The sequence below is a fragment of the Psychrobacter sp. ER1 genome (genome assembly GCF_048631835.1).
In the GTDB taxonomy this organism is placed as follows: domain Bacteria; phylum Pseudomonadota; class Gammaproteobacteria; order Pseudomonadales; family Moraxellaceae; genus Psychrobacter.
In genome coordinates, this window is record NZ_CP184640.1 from 34,562 (window position 1) to 52,525 (window position 17,964).

A 17,964-nucleotide genomic window follows, 5' to 3' on the forward strand; every position below is an offset into this window, starting at 1 on the left:
AATTTCACCAAATATAAAACGTCTAAGGTAAAAACATGAGCGAACAATCGAATAATAAATCTATCAACGTTGGGGTAATCGGTGCAGGCGGACGTATGGGTCGTATGCTCATCGAGGCAGTACAGAATAACCCGCAAACTACATTAAAAGCAGCGATTGAGCGTCAAGGCTCTAGCCTAGTCGGTGCTGATGCCGGCGAAATTGCTGCTATCGGCCATTTAAATGTGCAAATCGTTGATGACTTAGCCGCTGTGATTGATGATATTGATGTACTGATTGATTTTAGCTTACCTGACGCCACTGAAGAAAATATGCAAGTTTGTGCTGAGCATAATGTAGCTATGGTCATCGGTACCACAGGATTCAATGAACAGCAAGAACAAGTACTGGCAAAAGCAAGTGAGAAAATAACTATCGTATATGCGGGCAACTATTCGACAGGCGTTAATTTATCATTGAAGCTACTCGGTATGGCTGCCAAAGCGTTTGGTAATGATGCTGATGTAGAAATCATTGAGGCACATCATAAGCATAAAATTGATGCGCCTTCTGGTACGGCGTATATGATGGCCGAAGCCGTCGCGGAAGCGCGCGGACAGAACCTAAAAGACGTCGCTATTTATGGCCGCGAAGGACAAACTGGCGAGCGCAAATCTGGAACAATTGGTATTCATGCAGTACGTGGTGGCGAAATCGTAGGCGACCATACTGTGATGTTCATCGCAGATGGTGAAGTGGTCGAGATTACCCATCGTGCACGTGCGCGCATGACATTTGCCGCTGGTGCAGTGCGTGCCGCAACTTGGGTCGTTGAGCAGGAAGTAGGTCAGTACAACATGCAAGATGTACTTGGATTAAGTGACTAACGACTATTTATAATTAATGGTTGATGATTGACTATAGCGTGATGACTGATGACTTAATAGCAGCAAGGGAGCAGGTATGAATAGTATCAAACGTTATGTTAGGCATAAACTGATAAATACTTTTTGTACCACCAACCTTGCAAGCCTATCAGCCTTTGCACTGAGTCTAGCGGTTCTACCAATTAGCGTACAAGCCAGTACTGCTCAAACCTATGTTATCCATACTTATGGCGGGGCTAGTTTGTTACCTGCAGTAAGGCAGCTATTAAGTAGTAGCGCAGACGGTGGCACGGTGACTAATTATCAAGATAAATTGGTACTGCAAACGACGGCACGCAATTATCAGGCGGTACAGCAGTTATTGTCTCAGATCGACCGTCAGCCACAGGCATTGACGGTCGCTGTACGTGTTGGCAATAGTAGTGGCCTGCAAGGTAGTATTCAGCAGGGTCAGGTCATTATTACCAATCGTGGTATCCAAGGTACAGGGGTTATTAGTCAGCGTAGCAGCCAACAGCAGAGTAGTAATCTATATCAAGTACAAACACTATCTGGCAGTGCGGCGAGTATCAGCACAGGTACGCTCTACTCATTGACTCAAACCTATAATGCTAATAACTATTCAACTTATCATCGTTCAGCTAACGATAATTTCAAACCACAGATCGTGATTCAGCAGCAAATACTACTGCCAACGACACAAGGGATTGCCGTCACACCAAGACTGCTGCCTAGCGGGCAGGTAGAAATACAACTTTCACAAGTGGAAGAAAGGTTAGTGCAGCCGAATTTACCTTATAATCAAATGAGTTCTGCTGATAATACTAACCGTGCTAGTAATGCTATTCGGGCTAGTAATGCTATTCGGGCTAGTAATGCTATTCGGGGTCAAAGATTGAACAGTACGATTATCGTGCCACGTGGACAGTGGGTGACGATTGGACAGATTTCACAAAACTCAAGCAGTAGTACCAGTAACGGTAGCCGAACTATTAATAACAACAATAGCGTGCCTATTTCCTTACGAGTTGACTAGTTATGAAATCGTTACGTACAAAAAAGCGCGACACGAGTATTAACAACCGTGCCGCGCTTTTTTGTGGAACAGTATTAAGTACTAGTCAATATAAACCACTTCGAGCGGTGGGAAACCATTAAACTCTACCGATGAGTAAGAGTTGGTATAAGCACCAGTGGTCAGCCAGTAGATTTTATCACCAATCTCAAGCTCTTCTGGTAGCTGATAACCCGCTTCTTCATACATGATATCGGTTGAATCACAGGTTGGGCCTGCCAATACCACAGTACCCTCGCTGGTAGACGTTTCCATCTTAGGCGTATAGACAGGGTACTTGATAGCTTCGCCTAGCGTTTCGATTAAGCCTTGGAATAGACCAACGTCGGTATATACCCAACGAGTCAAATCGGTATCTGACTTACGAGAGATCAGTACCACATCACTAACCAAGACACCTGAACCACCAACGAGTGAACGGCCTGGTTCTAAAATAATCTCAGGCATCTCATCATCATTATAATCATCAGTCAAATAGCTGGTAATCTCTTCTGCATAGACCTTAATAGGATTGACTTCGCTGATGTAGTTGGTTGGGAAGCCGCCGCCCAAATTAATCATTTGTAGCTTGATGCCTTCTTCGTTCTTCATCCAGTCAAACATATATTTAACTTTGGCTAATGCATCATCCCATGCAGCGACGTCTTTTTGCTGGCTACCAACGTGGAATGAGATACCATAAGGCACCAAGCCCAGCTCACGTGCTTGAACCAGTAGGTCGATGGCCATATTAGGATGGCAACCAAACTTACGTGATAATGGCCATTCTGCTGTCTCTGATCCTTGCACTAAGATACGAACAAATATTTTAGAGCCTGGAGCGTGTTTGGCAATGTTTTTTAGATCCGCTTCTGAATCAGTCGCATATAGATCGATGCCTTTCTCAAAAGCATATTTAACATGCTCAGCTTTTTTGATGGTGTTGCCATACGAGATACGAGATGGATCAACGCCGCAACCAAGCACGCGATCAAGCTCATAAATAGAGGCACAGTCAAAGTTAGAACCAAGGTTTGCTAGTAAATTGATTACTTCCACCGCAGGGCTAGCTTTCATTGCATAATGCAGTTTTGCATTAGGAAACAGACTTACCATTTCATGGTATTTGGTTTCGATTCGACTAAGGTCAACTACCAAGAAAGGCGTCTCGCGACCTTCAGCAGCCTTGGTAAATTTCTGCCAGCTGGCAGGGTCAAAATATTGGTCAATTTTGATCATTGTCATAGTAGTAAACCTTTGTGGAAACTGTATCGGTTAGAAAAGTTATCGCCAAACAGTGAATGCTAAATATTAACACTCACTGTAGACGTAACTATGTGAAGGATAAAGACGAAATAAAGAGATAAGAATAAAGAGTAGAGCTTTAAGAATTGACGGCTTGTGTCTGTTTTTCTGCTGATTGAGCTTCTTGCTTTTCGCGTATTTTAAGAACTTTGCGAACTTTATCACGAGCACGAGTCTGTTTAAGACGAGACAAGTAGTCAACGAAGATTACGCCATTTAGGTGATCCATTTCATGCTGGATACAAACAGCAAGCAGTCCTTCGACTACTTCGTCGATGACCTCACCGTTACCGTCTAACGCTTCGATACGGACTTTATTAGGACGCTCGACCTTGTCATAGACATCAGGTACAGATAAGCAGCCTTCTTCATACGGTTGCTTTTCTTCTACCAGTGGCGTGACTTTTGGATTGATAAAAACTCTAGGAGAGCTTTTGTCTTCAGACAAATCCATAACGATAAGCTGAATATGATGATCCACTTGACTGGCTGCAAGCCCAATGCCTTGAGCATCATACATCGTCTCGATCATGTCTGCGATTAAGGTTTTGATTTCAGCAGTCACTTCCTTGACAGGCTTGGCGATAGTACGCAAGCGAGGATCTGGGTAACTTAAGATAGGGAGTAGTGCCATAACGCTCACCTCAATGATAAGGACAAAATAGGGTTGATATTATAAGATAAATGGGGACAAAAGTAATGCTTATCAATACTTTCCCGTTCATATCAGGTTTTATAAGTCTGTAGAATAGAGAGGCTTATGTTTATTGATACAAAAAAACCTCGCTTAGTGCGAGGCTTCTTTGATTGTTTTGTGTGACTGCTAACTATATGCGGTCATTAGGCACGGCGTTTGCTTACAATCATTTCATATAAGAACAGTAGGATAATTGCACCAATTACTGAGAATATAAGACCAGTGAAACCACCATCAGCGTTAATACCGATTAGGCCAGCTAGGAAACCACCTAGCATTGCACCAACGATACCCAATACGATAGTCATAACCCAACCCATAGGGTCATTACCTGGTTTGATAGCACGTGCTAATAAACCTGCGACTAAACCTACAATAATCATCCAAATAAAGCTCATGTTATTCTCCTAATATTATTAATATTTATAATGTGTTACAAATTTTGATAAATCTATTGTAAACACTCCTCAGACGCAAAAGTAAGCATAAAATGTTACTACTGTAGGGGCTATGTGAGGAAAAAGTCCGATTTGCTATTGAGTAAGAGCAATAAGTAAACGAAAGGTTACAAAGGTAGCAGTGGTGCTAACAGCGTTTATCAACGTGGTACTTGTAAGGCTGAATCCATATAATGAAGATATGTAAATATTAGAAATAAAAAACGCAGCCATCTATTAGATGAGCTGCGTTTGTATAGAGAAAAATAAGAAAAGCTATTTCTTGATTCTAGCTAAAAGCGTTAACCGTTATGCAATGCCGTTAATAAACGCTGATGAATCCCTTCAAAACCGCCATTTGACATAACCACAATCGCGTCACCTGCTTTTGCATGACCGCTGATATGCTCAATAATAGCATCAATGCTTGATAGTACTTGTTGGTTGCCGATAGAGTCGCTAGTAGACTTAGCTTGTTCGATGACCTCTTTTAAGCCCCATTCCAAACCAGTAGGCTCGTACCATAATGTGTAGTCAGCAAGTGCTGCTGATTGAGCCAAGCTGTCTTGATGAATGCCCATTTTCATGGTGTTGCTACGCGGCTCAATGATAGCCCAAATGCGTCTATCAGCCAGCTTCTTTTTGGCACCATCCAATGTGGTTGTAATAGCTGTTGGATGATGGGCAAAATCATCAAAGACTAAAATGTCATTGACGTCGCCAATCAGTTCCATCCGGCGCTTGATACCAGCGAAATCTGATAAAGCAGCACAAGCAGTCTCAACACTGACACCAACATCATAGGCCGCAGCTACAGCAACTAACGCGTTATTGACGTTATGGATGCCGCTCATTGACCAGTTTACGATAGCAGAGGCATCTTCATTAGCGGCAAAACTGACTTTGAACTTACTACCGTCTTCTTGAATCAGCTCAGCCTGCCAATCGCTACTATCTTTTAGAGCACGCGCATTTTCGCTGGTATCAGCTAAAGTAGAGTCGATGACAGCAGTACGCCAAATAGGTGTCCAAACCCCTTTCGCTAGCGTATCTTCTAAACTGATGGTCGCGGCTGGCATGATAATTTTGCCAGTGCTTGGAATCATACGCACCATATGGTGGAACTGAGTTTGTATCGCATTAAGATCTGCGAAGATATCTGCATGATCAAATTCAAGGTTATTCAAAATAGCAGTACGCGGACGATAGTGAACGAACTTCGAACGCTTATCAAAGAAGGCAGAATCGTACTCATCTGCTTCAATCACAAAATAACCAGATTTATCATCATCGCTTTTATCAGCACCCAAATAGCTGCTATGGGCAAACACTTGCTGTAAGTGCTCGTCAGTCGTATCAACCAATGGCACACCGCCAATCAAAAACCCTGCATCAATACCAGCATAATGTAATATCCACGCAAGCATAGTCGTGGTTGTAGTCTTACCATGCGTACCTGCAACGGCGATTACGTGGCGTGACTGCAATACTTGCTCAGATAAGAACTGCGGACCTGAGGTATAGCGCAAGCCATTATCTAGCATATACTCAATCACATCCATGCCGCGCTTCATCGCGTTCCCAACGACGACTAAATCTGGCGTTGGTTGCAAGTGCTCTACCAGATAGCCTTCTTCGATAGTCACGCCAGCATTTTCGAGCTGAGTGGACATAGGAGGATAGACATTGGCATCTGACCCCGTGACCGTATGCCCAAGCGCACGTGCTAGCAATGCCAGTGAGCCCATAAAAGTACCACAAATACCAAGGATATGAATATGCATAGACGTTCCGTACGCGCTTGAATGAAAAGAATAGAGAGCTGATAAAATAAAGTGTGAGGTGCTTAGCTGTTAGCAGTAAAAATAACCACTTTGATAAACAACGACCAATATATCAGCTGGCAAACAAGCAATCATTGTAAAGTAAACCCTGTTCGATGACCAATAAAAAACGCCTAACAAGTAGGCGCTATGTAGCTAATGTAATTTGGTCATTTTAGTATGTAGCGATACGCCAACTATAGTTAGCATGATGACGCTTTTATTTGCGAGATAACGTATAGTCATCCTCTAAATTATCGTGTTCATCAATCCGTATTAAGTGGTTGTCTTGGATATGATAGGTCTCGATATTTTTTCCTTCATAGACAATGGTGATCTTATCATTGTCTTGTCGGTAGATACCCGATTCGAGTAGAGGTGTTTTTGGTTTTTCAGGATTATGATAATAACTTGATTTTAGTACGGAACCATCAGCGAATAGGTTCAGTGTAACGTCGATACTGTCGCAATCTATACAAGAGACCATACCGCCATAATCGCCCATCAATGTCGCTTGCAGCATACTGCTTTTTGCTTCTGATCGCTCCATAGAGCTGTCTGCATAGGTATCTTTATTTGACTGAGCAGCAGCAATTAATGATTGCCCTTCCACCATTTCGCCTGTCTCATCATCATTCGCTAGCTCAGCACTCTCAATATTGTCATCTTGCAATGATTGTGAAGCCTCCTGCGATTCAGAACCAGTCGACGCAAACGTAGATACCATGTCTTTATCGGTATTGGACGAGGCACTATCACAGCCTACGAGTAGCACACATAGTGACGCTACAAGTAACGAAGGACGCCACCGTTTTACGATAGCAAGCGTGGTAGAGCGAACGGGAGCAAAATATATCATGGTCATACCAAAAACAGTTTTTAACAAGTATTTTTCAAGCTCATCTATACTATCGACAACGTAAAGCCATTGTCAAAGATAAGGATAATAAGGCATGGGCGCGTAGTAATAATATAAATTAAGAACTTGACAGCATTATCTTATATTCAAAATACAGATAGCTTATGAGTAGAAAGCGACAAATATCTAATGCTTATCCGTTTATAAGGTAAGCTGACTAAAGATATCAAAGGCTTGAAAATATCTCTGTGGGCTTTTTGTTGTTGGCCTTATATCTAAAAGGCATAAGTCGACATTAGCGATACCTGTTGGTAACGCTAATATGGGTTGTAAGGGCGGGTTAATAGTAGACAAAAAAACAGACATCGTATCGAAGATAGCAATGTCTGTTTTAAAAGCAGAACTAGGAAAGAAACCTAACGTCTTATTGAGTCATAAGATACTAATTAGCAGATTTTACGATACGCATTAATATCAAGACATGTACGATCAGCAGCACACTAAATAGAATCAACGACTGCTCAGGAATACTTAATCCCATAAGCGTCCAATCAACAGAGGCGCATTCGCCAGATCCTGCAAATACTTCTTTGAATACTTGTAGGATAGGGAGGGTATCGAGCCAATAGTTCAGTCCTGGACCACAAGAAGGTACTTGGTCAGCAGGTAAATGTTGCAGCCATACATGGCGTGCTGCTACCGCAGTTGCCCAGCCGATACCTAATAGGCTACCAAGCCATAATAGTAGTCTTATCACTTTAGACTTAGGATTAAACAACGCTGATATCAGGGCAAAACCGCCCATGACGATCAAGCCAACACGCTGAAAAATACAGAGCGGGCAAGGTGAAAGCCCTAAATGACGCTGTAAATAAAACAGCGCAAAGCTCATGCCTATCACGGCCATTATCACCAAAAATACTTGCAGGTTACGGTAAGTGGTTAGCTGTCGCATTGTGCGGTTACTCTTATGGGTTTATCTATAATAGATGTGGGGTAGCAATCCAGATTAAACAGTCAAAATTGCACAGTCAGGACTTAGAAATCAGACCTTAGCAATCGTCAACTAGTCATCAGAATTCAGCAATCAATAACTGGCAGTTAAAAGTTAGTAATCAAAAGCTAGTAATCACGCCTTAGCGATACTGCTGTAAAAATTCCGTAAAGTCTTCTGTTTCAGACTGCTCAATCTCAGCTTGCTGTAAGATAGATTTTTCTGCCAATACTTCGTATTTAGCTTGAGTATTTGGACTAAGTGTCTGCTGTAATAAAGACTCGCGATGCTGCTGAGCCAACGTAAATCCAAGCTGCCATAAGCTGCCTAAGCGTTTGCTATCGGAATTTACTTGTGCAGAGATAGTCGACTCAGAGTGTCCTGCTTTGCCTTGCATCAATGCTACAGCCGCGCGGTAATCGTTACCACCGTAGTGAGCATCAAGCAATGCAGCAAGCGGCTGCATACGCTCTAAATGCGTTAGCATCCAGCTTTCAAGTGACTGCTCTTGGCCATTATTGATAATATGCAAGTCATCACGGCGACCTTCATTGACCACCCGCTCAAGATTGATAGCGAGCGTGTCTTCTTCTTCAGGTAGCAGGTCTGGTGAGTCACTAAACAGGCAATACAGCGCCATCACTTCCAAGAAGCAAGCACTAGAGAGGCGAATACCTACGTCACTGTATGGGTCAAGATCGATAGCGCGGAACTCAACATAGGCGATACCGCGACGCTCAAGCGCTTCGGTTGGTGTTTCACCGCTCATTGCGATTTGTTTAGGACGAATAGGGCTGTAGTACTCGTTTTCTATTTGTAGAATATGATTGTTAATTTGGATCGGGTTACCATCTTCGTCTTCTAAGCCAAGCTTAGCAAAGCTCTCGTGCGGTGTTTGGATGGCACGGCGTAGACCATCGACATACTCTGGCAGATAGTTATAACGGATATCAAGTTGCTCTTGCACGCTATTGGTATAGCCAAGCTTGCCCATACGCAGGCTAGTCGCAGCAGGTTTGTAATAGGTCGAATCATTGAGCAATTCTAAATCGTGCTCACGCCCTGCCAAGAAACAAGGACACACGCTCGGACTGGCACCCAGTAAATATAAAACAAGGCTGGTTAGACGTTTAAAGTTACGAATCAACCCTAAGTATTTCTCGTTTTTGAACTCTGTCAACGTTTGACTTTGTGCGGTCGGTATTTGGGCTTGCCATGTCTCAAACAACGTATCACCAAAAGACAAGTTGTAATGCAGACCAGCAATCGTCTGCATGCGGCGACCATAGCGGATACCAAGGCCACTACGATATAGGGTTTTTAGCTTACCCGTATTAGAGCTACCATAATCAGCTAGTGGAATATCTTCATCTTTAGAAGACAACATACAAGGCATCGATAATGGCCACATCAGCTCACCTTCAGGTATGCCCTGATAGACCAATACGTGCAATTGGCGCAGCATATTGAGGGTCTCTTTTGGTGAGGATTTTGGTTCAGTGATGAGCTCAAGCAGACTTTCTGAGTAATCGGTAGTAATAAAAGGATGGGTAAGTTTTGACCCAAGTTTGGCTGGATGCGGGGTCTGTGCCAAGAAACCATCAGGCTTTACGCGTAGGCCCTCTTTTTCAATACCGCGGAGCATACCCGTTAAGTGTTGGCTATCAAACCAATTAGGGATCTCGAAATTAACAAAGCTACTCGCAAAATTACTCATAATAGTCATCTATTGTTATTTATTATGGTGGATCAAAACACGATAAGCGTTTGTCCATAAAATAGGTAAATGTTAGGTCAATAATTCCGTCAGTTTAGCTCAAAGCTGTCTTGAAAACCACGGACAATTACAAATACGATAAGCTTTAGGCAAAGCGATTTGTGAGGGTTTTGACCCTGTTTTTAATACAAATTCATCTTGAATATAGCGTTATTCTGGCCAGACAGTTTGATAAAAAAGCATCTACCTGAGAGATAGATGCTTTGTTCATTATGCCTACAAGCCATTTGACATAGTATTGGCACACTATCGCATTATCTTAATAATCATAGCGCGACCGCGTCTATTTGGCTTATATAGAGAATGACGAACCGCAGCCGCAAGTGGTCGTGGCATTTGGATTGGTCACGACAAAACGTGCCCCTTCCAGTCCTTCAGTATAATCAACGGTCGAGCCTTGCAAGTATTGATAGCTTAGCGAATCGACGACTAACGTCACATCACCATTATCAAAATTGGCATCGTCTTCGTTTAGATCGTTGGCAAAGTTAAACCCGTAAGAGAAACCAGAACAACCGCCACCTGTCACATAGACACGTAACATAAGATCGCTATCGCCTTCTTCTTCGCGTAGACGGCGTACTTTTTGCGCCGCACTATCAGTTAGGCTTAATACGGTTGGGTCTACTGGTTGGCTTGAGCTTGGACTAAATTGGTTGGCTGATTCGTTCATATCTACCTCAGTTGCTAGGATCAAATGCGGTCGTCGTCCTGTTTGGGTTTGCAATAGGGTACTTGCAAATAAAGATACGCACGGCGTTTGATTTAATTGGGTGCTGTCATTATGGCAAAGCTATTGGTGCATTATAAGCTGTTTGTGCAATTTCAAAATAGTATTTGTGCCACTACAATATTTTATTGGCTCTATTGATAGTGGGCACTTATCTTTTAGCAGTATATCATAATGGGGGTGCTGATTCGTTTGTCAAGAGTGATGCAACTATTGAATTATTACTAATAAATGACAGTGTCCCAATTTTGATATTGTGTTTTTTAAAATAACTGCGTCAATGGGCTAAACCAATAACCAGACTAAAAAATAATAGCGTGTGACTGTATAAAACACTACTTAATAATATTAGGCAGTCTTAAAGCTTATTAGTCATATTACGGTATTTTACGGCCATAACCTTTATAATAGTAACAACCATGTATGAGCTCAAGAGTCGCTTGTACAACATAAGGTGTTTGGCGTAATAAATACTTAGTTTTGAAATAGTTATTTAATTGTTTGCCTATGGGGCAAGCGTTTGAAATAATAGCCGCCAGTTGGCATACCCTATGTGTGTTTCTTATTGCCCTATATCTATATTATTGTTGAGATGAAGAAATTATATGATCGAATTTAAAGACGTTGGTGTTCGCCGTGATGGTCGTGAATTGTTTGCAGGTGCAAGCTTTCAGCTCCATCCAGGTCACAAAGTTGGACTGACGGGCAACAACGGCACAGGCAAATCTACTTTATTTGCGCTGTTACTGACGCAGATGGGTACAGGCGATACAGAAGTCACCCTTGATAAAGGTGAAGTCAGTATTCCTGATAGCTGGCATGTGGCGCACATGGCACAGGAAGTTGGTGCTACGACGCAGTCTGCAATCGATTATGTATTGAGCGGTGATGAGCAGTGGTATGAAATTAATGCTGCGCTAAATGATTTGAGCAGTGTCAGTGATGAGCAAATTGGTGTGCTACACCAGCAGTTCGATGAAATCGACGGATATCGTACGCCGACCAAAGCAGCACAAATTATGGCAGGTCTTGGTTTTAAGACTAGCCAGCATGAGCTGCCTGTAGAAGGGTTTTCTGGTGGTTGGCGTATGCGCTTAAACCTTGCCAAAACCTTGATGAGCCGTGCTGATTTGATGTTACTTGATGAGCCAACCAACCATTTGGATTTGGATGCTATCCTGTGGCTTGAAACATGGATTAATGCCTACATGGGTCTGGTCATCGTCATCTCGCATGATCAGGCATTTCTAGATGCGACAGTCGGTCATATCCTGCATGTAGAGCAGCAAAAAATCACCCTTTATACTGGTAACTATCAGCAGTTTATCCGTACCCGTCACGAACGTATGGCGCAGCAGCAGCAAGCGTTTGAAAAGCAAGAAGCAACTAAGGCACATTTAGATGATTTCATTCGTCGTTTCCGTGCCAAAGCCAGTAAAGCTAAGCAAGCACAGAGCCGTATTAAGCAGTTAGAGCGCATGGCAGAGCTGTCACCAATGATGGCTGACAACCCGTTCTCCTTCCAGTTCTATGAGCCTGCAAACATGAGCTCACCGCTGATTGAGCTGACCAACGCAGATATTGGCTATAGTGACACACCGCTTCTACATAATGCCAATGTACAGGTAACCCCTGATACCCGTCTCGGCTTACTGGGTATGAACGGCGCTGGTAAATCAACGCTGATTAAAGCATTAGTCGGTGAGCTTGGTGTATTAACAGGGAAGTATCGTGTTTCGGATACGCTAAAGCTAGGCTATTTCAATCAGCATCAAATGGATATCCTAGATGCCAAAGCCACGCCTATAGAGATGCTACGTCGCCTAGCAGGTAAAACCTCCGATGCGATGCTACGCTCGTTTTTGGGTAGCTTTGACTTCCGCGGTGAGCGTATTGATACACCAAGTGAGCTATTCTCAGGTGGTGAGCGTGCACGTCTAACGCTAGCATTGATCGTTTGGCAACGTCCAAATGTCCTTGTGCTTGATGAGCCAACCAACCATTTGGATTTACAAATGCGTCAAGCGTTGACCATAGCCTTGCAAGGTTTCCAAGGCGCAGTGGTACTGGTATCGCATGATCGAGAACTAATTGCCAATGTCTGTGATGAGCTGTATCTAGTACATGATGGCATCATCGAAGAGTTCGATGGTGACATTGGCGACTATGGTAAATGGCTAGCAGAGAAGCGCAAGCAAGAGAACGCATCAGATAAGAATACCGGTAAGAAAAAAGTAAAAAAGAGAGCAAGAAGTTTGTTTCACGTGAAACAGATAATAGCCAAGCAAGCAACAAGTCATCTGATAACTCATCAAACAGTAAAGCTGCGACGCCTGCGCTTAGTAAAGAAGAGCAGCGTAAACTAGCCGCTGAACAGCGTAAAATGACAGCACCTATCCGCCGCGAGATAGAAGAAACAGAAAAAACATTGGCTAAGATTGATAAGCAGCTCGTGACGCTGGAAGAAAAACTGGCTGATACGGAGCTGTACGAAGAGAGCCGTAAGTCTGACTTACTTGTATTACTCAATGAGCAAACAGCGCTACAGCAGCAACATAGTGATAATGAAGAGAAGTTACTACTATCAATGACGACTTTAGAAGAGATGGAAGCTAAGTTCGCATAAAGCGTTCTAGATAGTTAGTTATATAAGCAGACATAAAAAAGGGATGGCATAAGCCATCCCTTTTTATTACATTATTCCTTACGATATTTGCCATCACCGTACGACAGTATTTCCATCGTGGTCGTACAAAGCTGACAGTTTATTTCACCAGCAGCGGCTTTTGATAAATCAAGGATACGACCTCTAATAAAAGGTCCTCTGTCCGTGATTTTTACAACGACGCTCTGCTTTGTCTTTTGATTGGTTACTTGTACCTTCGTGCCGAACGGTAACGTGCGATGTGCAGCGGTTAGAGAGTTCATGTTGAAGATACTGCCACTCGCTGTGCGCTTGCCATGAAACTTACTACCGTAGTAACTGGTATTGGCAGCGAAAACTGTGGTGCTAAGTAGTAGCGATAAGGTGACAACCAAAGACTTGATTAAATAAGACATTTAATACCTTTAAGCAATTAATAAAATAGACAGATGCTCTTGCCTACGTTATCTATACTCCCTATGAGTATGAATAATAGGGGATTCTACAAGAGCTAGCTTGTCATATTATTACTGCCGTGTAAAAAAATCATGAGGTCAAATAGCTGTTTTTTAAGGAAAAATAGCTATTTTTTAGCAAAAATAATGATGGCGTGGGTACTAAAATTAGACTTATAAAGAGTGATTCTCATAAAGAAGCCAACAAAATATTGGAAAGCCATTAATACAATATAAATAGGTAATATATAAAGACCAAATCTATCGATATAGCATAATTATCGTTATGAAAGCTCAAGTAGAAATAGATAATATAATGTAAAAAAACCTTGCTATATTCTTACTATTTTGTAGAATAGATAAGGTTAGACATTATTCTAGAGTATCTATCAAATATACTCATAATAAGTTTGATTTTTTATCAAATAATCTATTTTTTATCGTCTTTCGAGGAAGTTTTATGTTAAAGAAAATTGCGTTCGCTTCAGTTGTTGCTGCTATGATTCCATTTAGCGCAGCTAATGCCGATCTTGGTTCTAAATTTAAAACGGCAGAAACTGGTCGCACTATCGAGCAGATTTATAAGCAGTGTGGTATTGGTGGCGCTTTGTTTGGTAATTCTAGCCCTATCTTAGCTATTATCTCTAACGTGACTTGGGATTTAGGTACTACGGCTGCTACTTCTGACTCTATGTCTCCTGAAACTTGCCAAGGTGGTAACGTTAGAGCTGCGGTTTTGATTAAAGAAGCCTTCCCAAGTGTTGAAAAAGATCTAGCTTCAGGCCAAGGTGCTCATTTATCAGCATTACAAAGCGTTGCTAACTGTGATTCAGCCGCTAGTGTACGTGCACAGTATGGTCAATATGCACAGACTTCTGCTTATCGCACTGCTACGCAAGATCAAAATGCAGAAGCGCTATTCAGCATCGTTAAAACAAGCTGTGCTATCTAAATATTGAAAGTGCTAGGTATTAAGTTTTTAGTTTAATACTCAAACTTTTGATGATTTAATGATAAAAACACGTAAACCTAGTGCTTACGTGTTTTTTATTGCTCATGTATTTATGGTATCTAAATAAAATGCAAAAGATGTTTTTATGGGTGGCCTGTTTGGCTGCAACGACTATTTGCAATGCGGAAGTTGATGAAACGAATGCCTATGCTTCAGATCCAGTAATAGTAGATAACGAAAATAAGTTCTCTTCTAGTAATGATTCGGCTATCGCAGCAGACATGACTTTAAGTGATCGCGAGAACTTGTCAGATATTGAGCCAAGCGTACAACGACTCACTGAATCGCAGATACAAGAGCAAAACCGAAACTCTCAAAAAAATACCGCTATTGATCCCATAAAACTAAAATCATTGGCTAAGCACTCCCAATGGCAACATTTATTGTTTTATAAAAATGGCAAGGCTGAAGTCATCTCACCAGATTTTTATTTAACCAATCCTAAGCCTCGTTCGAAACGTAATTTTGACCCCTATGCAGAGCTTATAGCAACGATAGAGCAAATGAATAATGAGGGCGTAGTTTGTAAGTATCCAGCCAGATATTTATGGCTTAATCATCATTTACCAGAACTGAACGTCGATCTCAAAAACTGCTCAAAATTACCCGATGCGAATCAAGAAATAAGCCTGATCCTAGTAAGCAGCTATTTAAAAAACCCAGCTTCTTCATTTGGTCATGTACTGGTCAAAACCAACACGCCTATAGATAATGCCAATAATACGAACAGTGATGTCAGAGAGCTATCTAGCGAGGACTTACTTAATAACTCATACAACTTCGGCGCTCGTATTCCAGAAAATGAGAACGGTGCGATGTACGCGCTAAAAGGACTATTTGGGTTTTATGATGCTGGGTTTTCAGAGACGGAATTTTTTAAACAAGACGCGGTATATTCCAAGAACGAGCAACGTGATATGTGGGAGTACGTGCTCAATCTAGATACCTTTGAAACGCAATTATTGAACTATCATTTGTACGAAGCAAAGTTCGCTCGCTTTGACTATTATTTTATCAAACAAAATTGTGGTTATCGCTCAGGAGAGATACTTGAGCTGATAAGCGACATAAAAACGACTGAGCGAGTAGGTCCTTGGTATGCGCCAGACTATGTATTCGATCAGCTATTAGAACACGACAACGGCGCTGATTCCTTAGTTTCTTCAGTACGCTATTTGCCCTCTGAACAAACGCAGCTGCGCGAGAAGTTTGTACAATTATCTAGGCCAATACAAGCCATCATAAACTCTGTCATTCGTACAGAAGACACTGCCCCACTTGCTACTTTAAACGCGGACGATAAGGCAGTTGCGCTTGATTTTCTGATCTTACATCGTACTTATAAAATCACACAAGACAATACACCGAAGCAGAGAGCTCTCAAAAGCGAATTGCTCAGTCAGCGTTTTGCGCTACCAGCTAGCAATGGTTTGGCTCAGCTGCCTGTACCAAACAAACCCTCTCCAGCATTGAGTAACAAAACCACGCAGACTACCGTCGTTTTATCTGAGGAGAGGGCAGAAGTTGGTTTATCGTTATTTGTAAAAGACCCACTGAACGCTCATACAGATATTGATAAACGTTTTGAAGCCGTAAAAGCGTCACTGGGTTATAGCTTTGATATGCATCAATGGACATTGACGGATTTCGTATTTTTAGACATGCAGCAGATTGAAGATCTTAGACAACCGTTATCAGGCGAACCGAAACTGTCTTGGCAACTAAAAACAGGCGCTCGTATAGACATGTTTACTGGTAATCGACATAGCCCTTATGCACAAGCTGGCGTTGGCGCAGGCGCTAAGTTTGGTAAACATATACTTGGCTATGGTATGGTCAATGCGACGGTCCATGATCAAGATAGACACGCAGATATCGGTATTGAGCTTGGCTTACGTATGAAACGTAATAGCCAAAGTGCTGAATTGTCTTACGTAACTTCAAAGAGAGAAGGGCGCGCTGCTATTGATGTTGCCAAATTGACATTACGTCAGCAGCTATCAAAGAATAACGATGCTAGGCTTATAATGACATATTCAGACACTGTGATGGCCGATAATAGCGTAGTGTTAGGTGAATCAGATAAGATAGATGCTGCAGTCGCTTGGCATCACTACTGGTAATATTTATATAACGGTGTTTGTGGTAATTATTGTTATGATGATAAGTAGGCTACAAAAATTGCTATAGCAAAATCTAGTAGCTATCTATACCGTATCGTTTGAAATTGGCAGACTGATACCACTAATATGTTTTTATTTTGGGGAAATAACATGGCAGAGAAAAACTACTATGACATTTTAGGGGTCAAAAAAGACGCCTCAGACGCTGATATCAAAAAAAATACCGTAAGCTCGTTCGTCAGTATCATCCCGATGTCAGTGATCATCCAGACGCTGATAATAAAATTGCAGAAATAAACAACGCTTACGAAACGATCAGAGATAAAGAAAAGCGCGCCGAATATGACGCTATGCTCAATAATCCATTTGCTGGTCAAAGTAGATCAAGTGGGTTTGGTGGTAGTGGGCAAACTGATGCGGGTCAAGGTGGTTTTCGCTGGGAAGATATCAAAGACCAGTTTGGTGACGGTGAGGCCTTTGGTGATGGTGGTTTTCGCTTCGATGACATTTTTTCAGCATTTGGTCGCGGCGCACGTGGGTCAACTGGTGGACAAACGGGCAGTCGCTCTCAAAGCAGTGGCTTCGATCAATTTGGTGGTGGCTTTGGGACGCAAGATAGCAAAGGTCAAGATCAACATGCCGAGATTACCGTTGATTTATCTTCAGTCTATAGTGGCGACGACTATAGTATTAAGTTAAACGTCCCTGTTCGTCAGCCCAATGGCAATGTCGACTACGACAATAAAACCCTTAAGATAAAAATCCCTAAAGGTATCACTGACGGTAAGCAAATTCGTTTAGCAGGGCAAGGTGCTGCTGGTAGCAGTAATGGCAAAAATGGTGATTTGTTTTTAAAGGTTAAAATTCGTCATGATGCCAATATTCGTATAGAAGGTGCAGACGTTTATCAAACTGTGAATATTGCACCGTGGGAAGCGGCATTGGGTGAAAAAATCAACGTCAGTACGCCAGCGGGTATGCTTGGTGTGACCATTCCTAAGAATAGCAAGTCCGGTAGCAATTTACGTCTTAAAGGAAAAGGTATCCCTGCTAAGCAAGCAGGTGACTTGTATCTAACTCTAAATATCGTCAATCCTGATGTCAGTAGTGATGCGTCGATACAGGCTTATGAGCAGCTAAAACAAGCCTTTGCGGATACCAATATTAGTCGTTAAACAAGATTATGAA

13 protein-coding genes and 2 pseudogenes are annotated in these 17,964 nt (G+C 42.1%); 6 read left to right on the forward strand and 9 right to left on the reverse strand.

Annotated elements, in window-relative coordinates; genetic code table 11:
• The first annotated feature begins 35 nt into the window (after positions 1-35).
• Positions 36-866, forward strand: coding sequence for a 4-hydroxy-tetrahydrodipicolinate reductase (dapB, locus tag ACOBWA_RS00155; protein WP_420229865.1), 831 nt, complete (start codon positions 36-38; stop codon positions 864-866).
• 76 nt (positions 867-942) lie between these two features.
• Positions 943-1,902, forward strand: coding sequence for a hypothetical protein (locus ACOBWA_RS00160; RefSeq protein WP_420229866.1), 960 nt, complete (start codon positions 943-945; stop codon positions 1,900-1,902).
• 81 nt (positions 1,903-1,983) lie between these two features.
• Here the strand turns inward: ACOBWA_RS00160 and ACOBWA_RS00165 are convergent, their stop codons facing one another.
• From ACOBWA_RS00165 to erpA, 8 genes are all read right to left on the reverse strand, one after another.
• On the reverse strand, positions 1,984-3,159 hold the full coding sequence (locus tag ACOBWA_RS00165; protein ID WP_160021385.1) for a type III PLP-dependent enzyme: 1,176 nt from the start codon (positions 3,157-3,159) through the stop codon (positions 1,984-1,986).
• Positions 3,160-3,304: 145 nt separating this feature from the next.
• Positions 3,305-3,859 (reverse strand): peptide deformylase, encoded by a 555-nt coding sequence (gene def / locus ACOBWA_RS00170; RefSeq protein ID WP_057757649.1) that lies wholly within the window; start codon positions 3,857-3,859, stop codon positions 3,305-3,307.
• Positions 3,860-4,065: 206 nt separating this feature from the next.
• Positions 4,066-4,320 carry a GlsB/YeaQ/YmgE family stress response membrane protein gene (locus ACOBWA_RS00175; RefSeq protein ID WP_420229867.1) on the reverse strand — a complete coding sequence of 85 codons (255 nt, stop codon included), beginning with the start codon at positions 4,318-4,320 and terminating at the stop codon, positions 4,066-4,068.
• Between the two features lie 341 nt (positions 4,321-4,661).
• On the reverse strand, positions 4,662-6,143 hold the full coding sequence (gene mpl / locus ACOBWA_RS00180; RefSeq protein WP_420229868.1) for a UDP-N-acetylmuramate:L-alanyl-gamma-D-glutamyl-meso-diaminopimelate ligase: 1,482 nt from the start codon (positions 6,141-6,143) through the stop codon (positions 4,662-4,664).
• A 259-nt stretch (positions 6,144-6,402) separates the two neighbouring features.
• Positions 6,403-7,041, reverse strand: a complete 639-nt coding sequence (locus ACOBWA_RS00185) for a copper resistance protein NlpE N-terminal domain-containing protein (protein ID WP_102091333.1) — start codon at positions 7,039-7,041, stop codon at positions 6,403-6,405.
• A 442-nt stretch (positions 7,042-7,483) separates the two neighbouring features.
• Complete coding sequence (locus ACOBWA_RS00190) at positions 7,484-7,996, reverse strand: disulfide bond formation protein B (protein ID WP_420229869.1); 513 nt, start codon at positions 7,994-7,996, stop codon at positions 7,484-7,486.
• A gap of 181 nt (positions 7,997-8,177) precedes the next feature.
• Entirely contained in the window at positions 8,178-9,752 is a 1,575-nt protein-coding gene (gshA, locus tag ACOBWA_RS00195) for a glutamate--cysteine ligase (protein WP_420229870.1), read from the reverse strand.
• 352 nt (positions 9,753-10,104) lie between these two features.
• A complete protein-coding gene (erpA, locus tag ACOBWA_RS00200) occupies positions 10,105-10,485 on the reverse strand; it encodes an iron-sulfur cluster insertion protein ErpA (protein ID WP_057757666.1) in 381 nt (126 codons plus the stop codon).
• A 662-nt stretch (positions 10,486-11,147) separates the two neighbouring features.
• Between erpA and ACOBWA_RS00205 the strand changes: the two are divergent.
• A pseudogene (locus tag ACOBWA_RS00205) lies at positions 11,148-13,168 on the forward strand (ATP-binding cassette domain-containing protein).
• A 71-nt stretch (positions 13,169-13,239) separates the two neighbouring features.
• Here ACOBWA_RS00205 and ACOBWA_RS00210 read toward each other — a convergent pair.
• Entirely contained in the window at positions 13,240-13,602 is a 363-nt protein-coding gene (locus ACOBWA_RS00210) for a septal ring lytic transglycosylase RlpA family protein (protein ID WP_057757673.1), read from the reverse strand.
• A gap of 499 nt (positions 13,603-14,101) precedes the next feature.
• Here ACOBWA_RS00210 and ACOBWA_RS00215 point away from each other — a divergent pair, with 499 nt between their 5' ends.
• The 3 genes and pseudogenes from ACOBWA_RS00215 to ACOBWA_RS00225 all read left to right on the forward strand — a co-directional run bounded on the left by ACOBWA_RS00215 (position 14,102) and on the right by ACOBWA_RS00225 (position 17,951).
• Positions 14,102-14,593, forward strand: coding sequence for a DUF3015 family protein (locus tag ACOBWA_RS00215; protein WP_420229871.1), 492 nt, complete (start codon positions 14,102-14,104; stop codon positions 14,591-14,593).
• Positions 14,594-14,751: 158 nt separating this feature from the next.
• A complete protein-coding gene (locus tag ACOBWA_RS00220) occupies positions 14,752-16,776 on the forward strand; it encodes a DUF4105 domain-containing protein (RefSeq protein WP_420229872.1) in 2,025 nt (674 codons plus the stop codon).
• A 150-nt stretch (positions 16,777-16,926) separates the two neighbouring features.
• Positions 16,927-17,951: pseudogene (locus ACOBWA_RS00225) on the forward strand (DnaJ C-terminal domain-containing protein).
• Positions 17,952-17,964 lie beyond the last annotated feature (13 nt).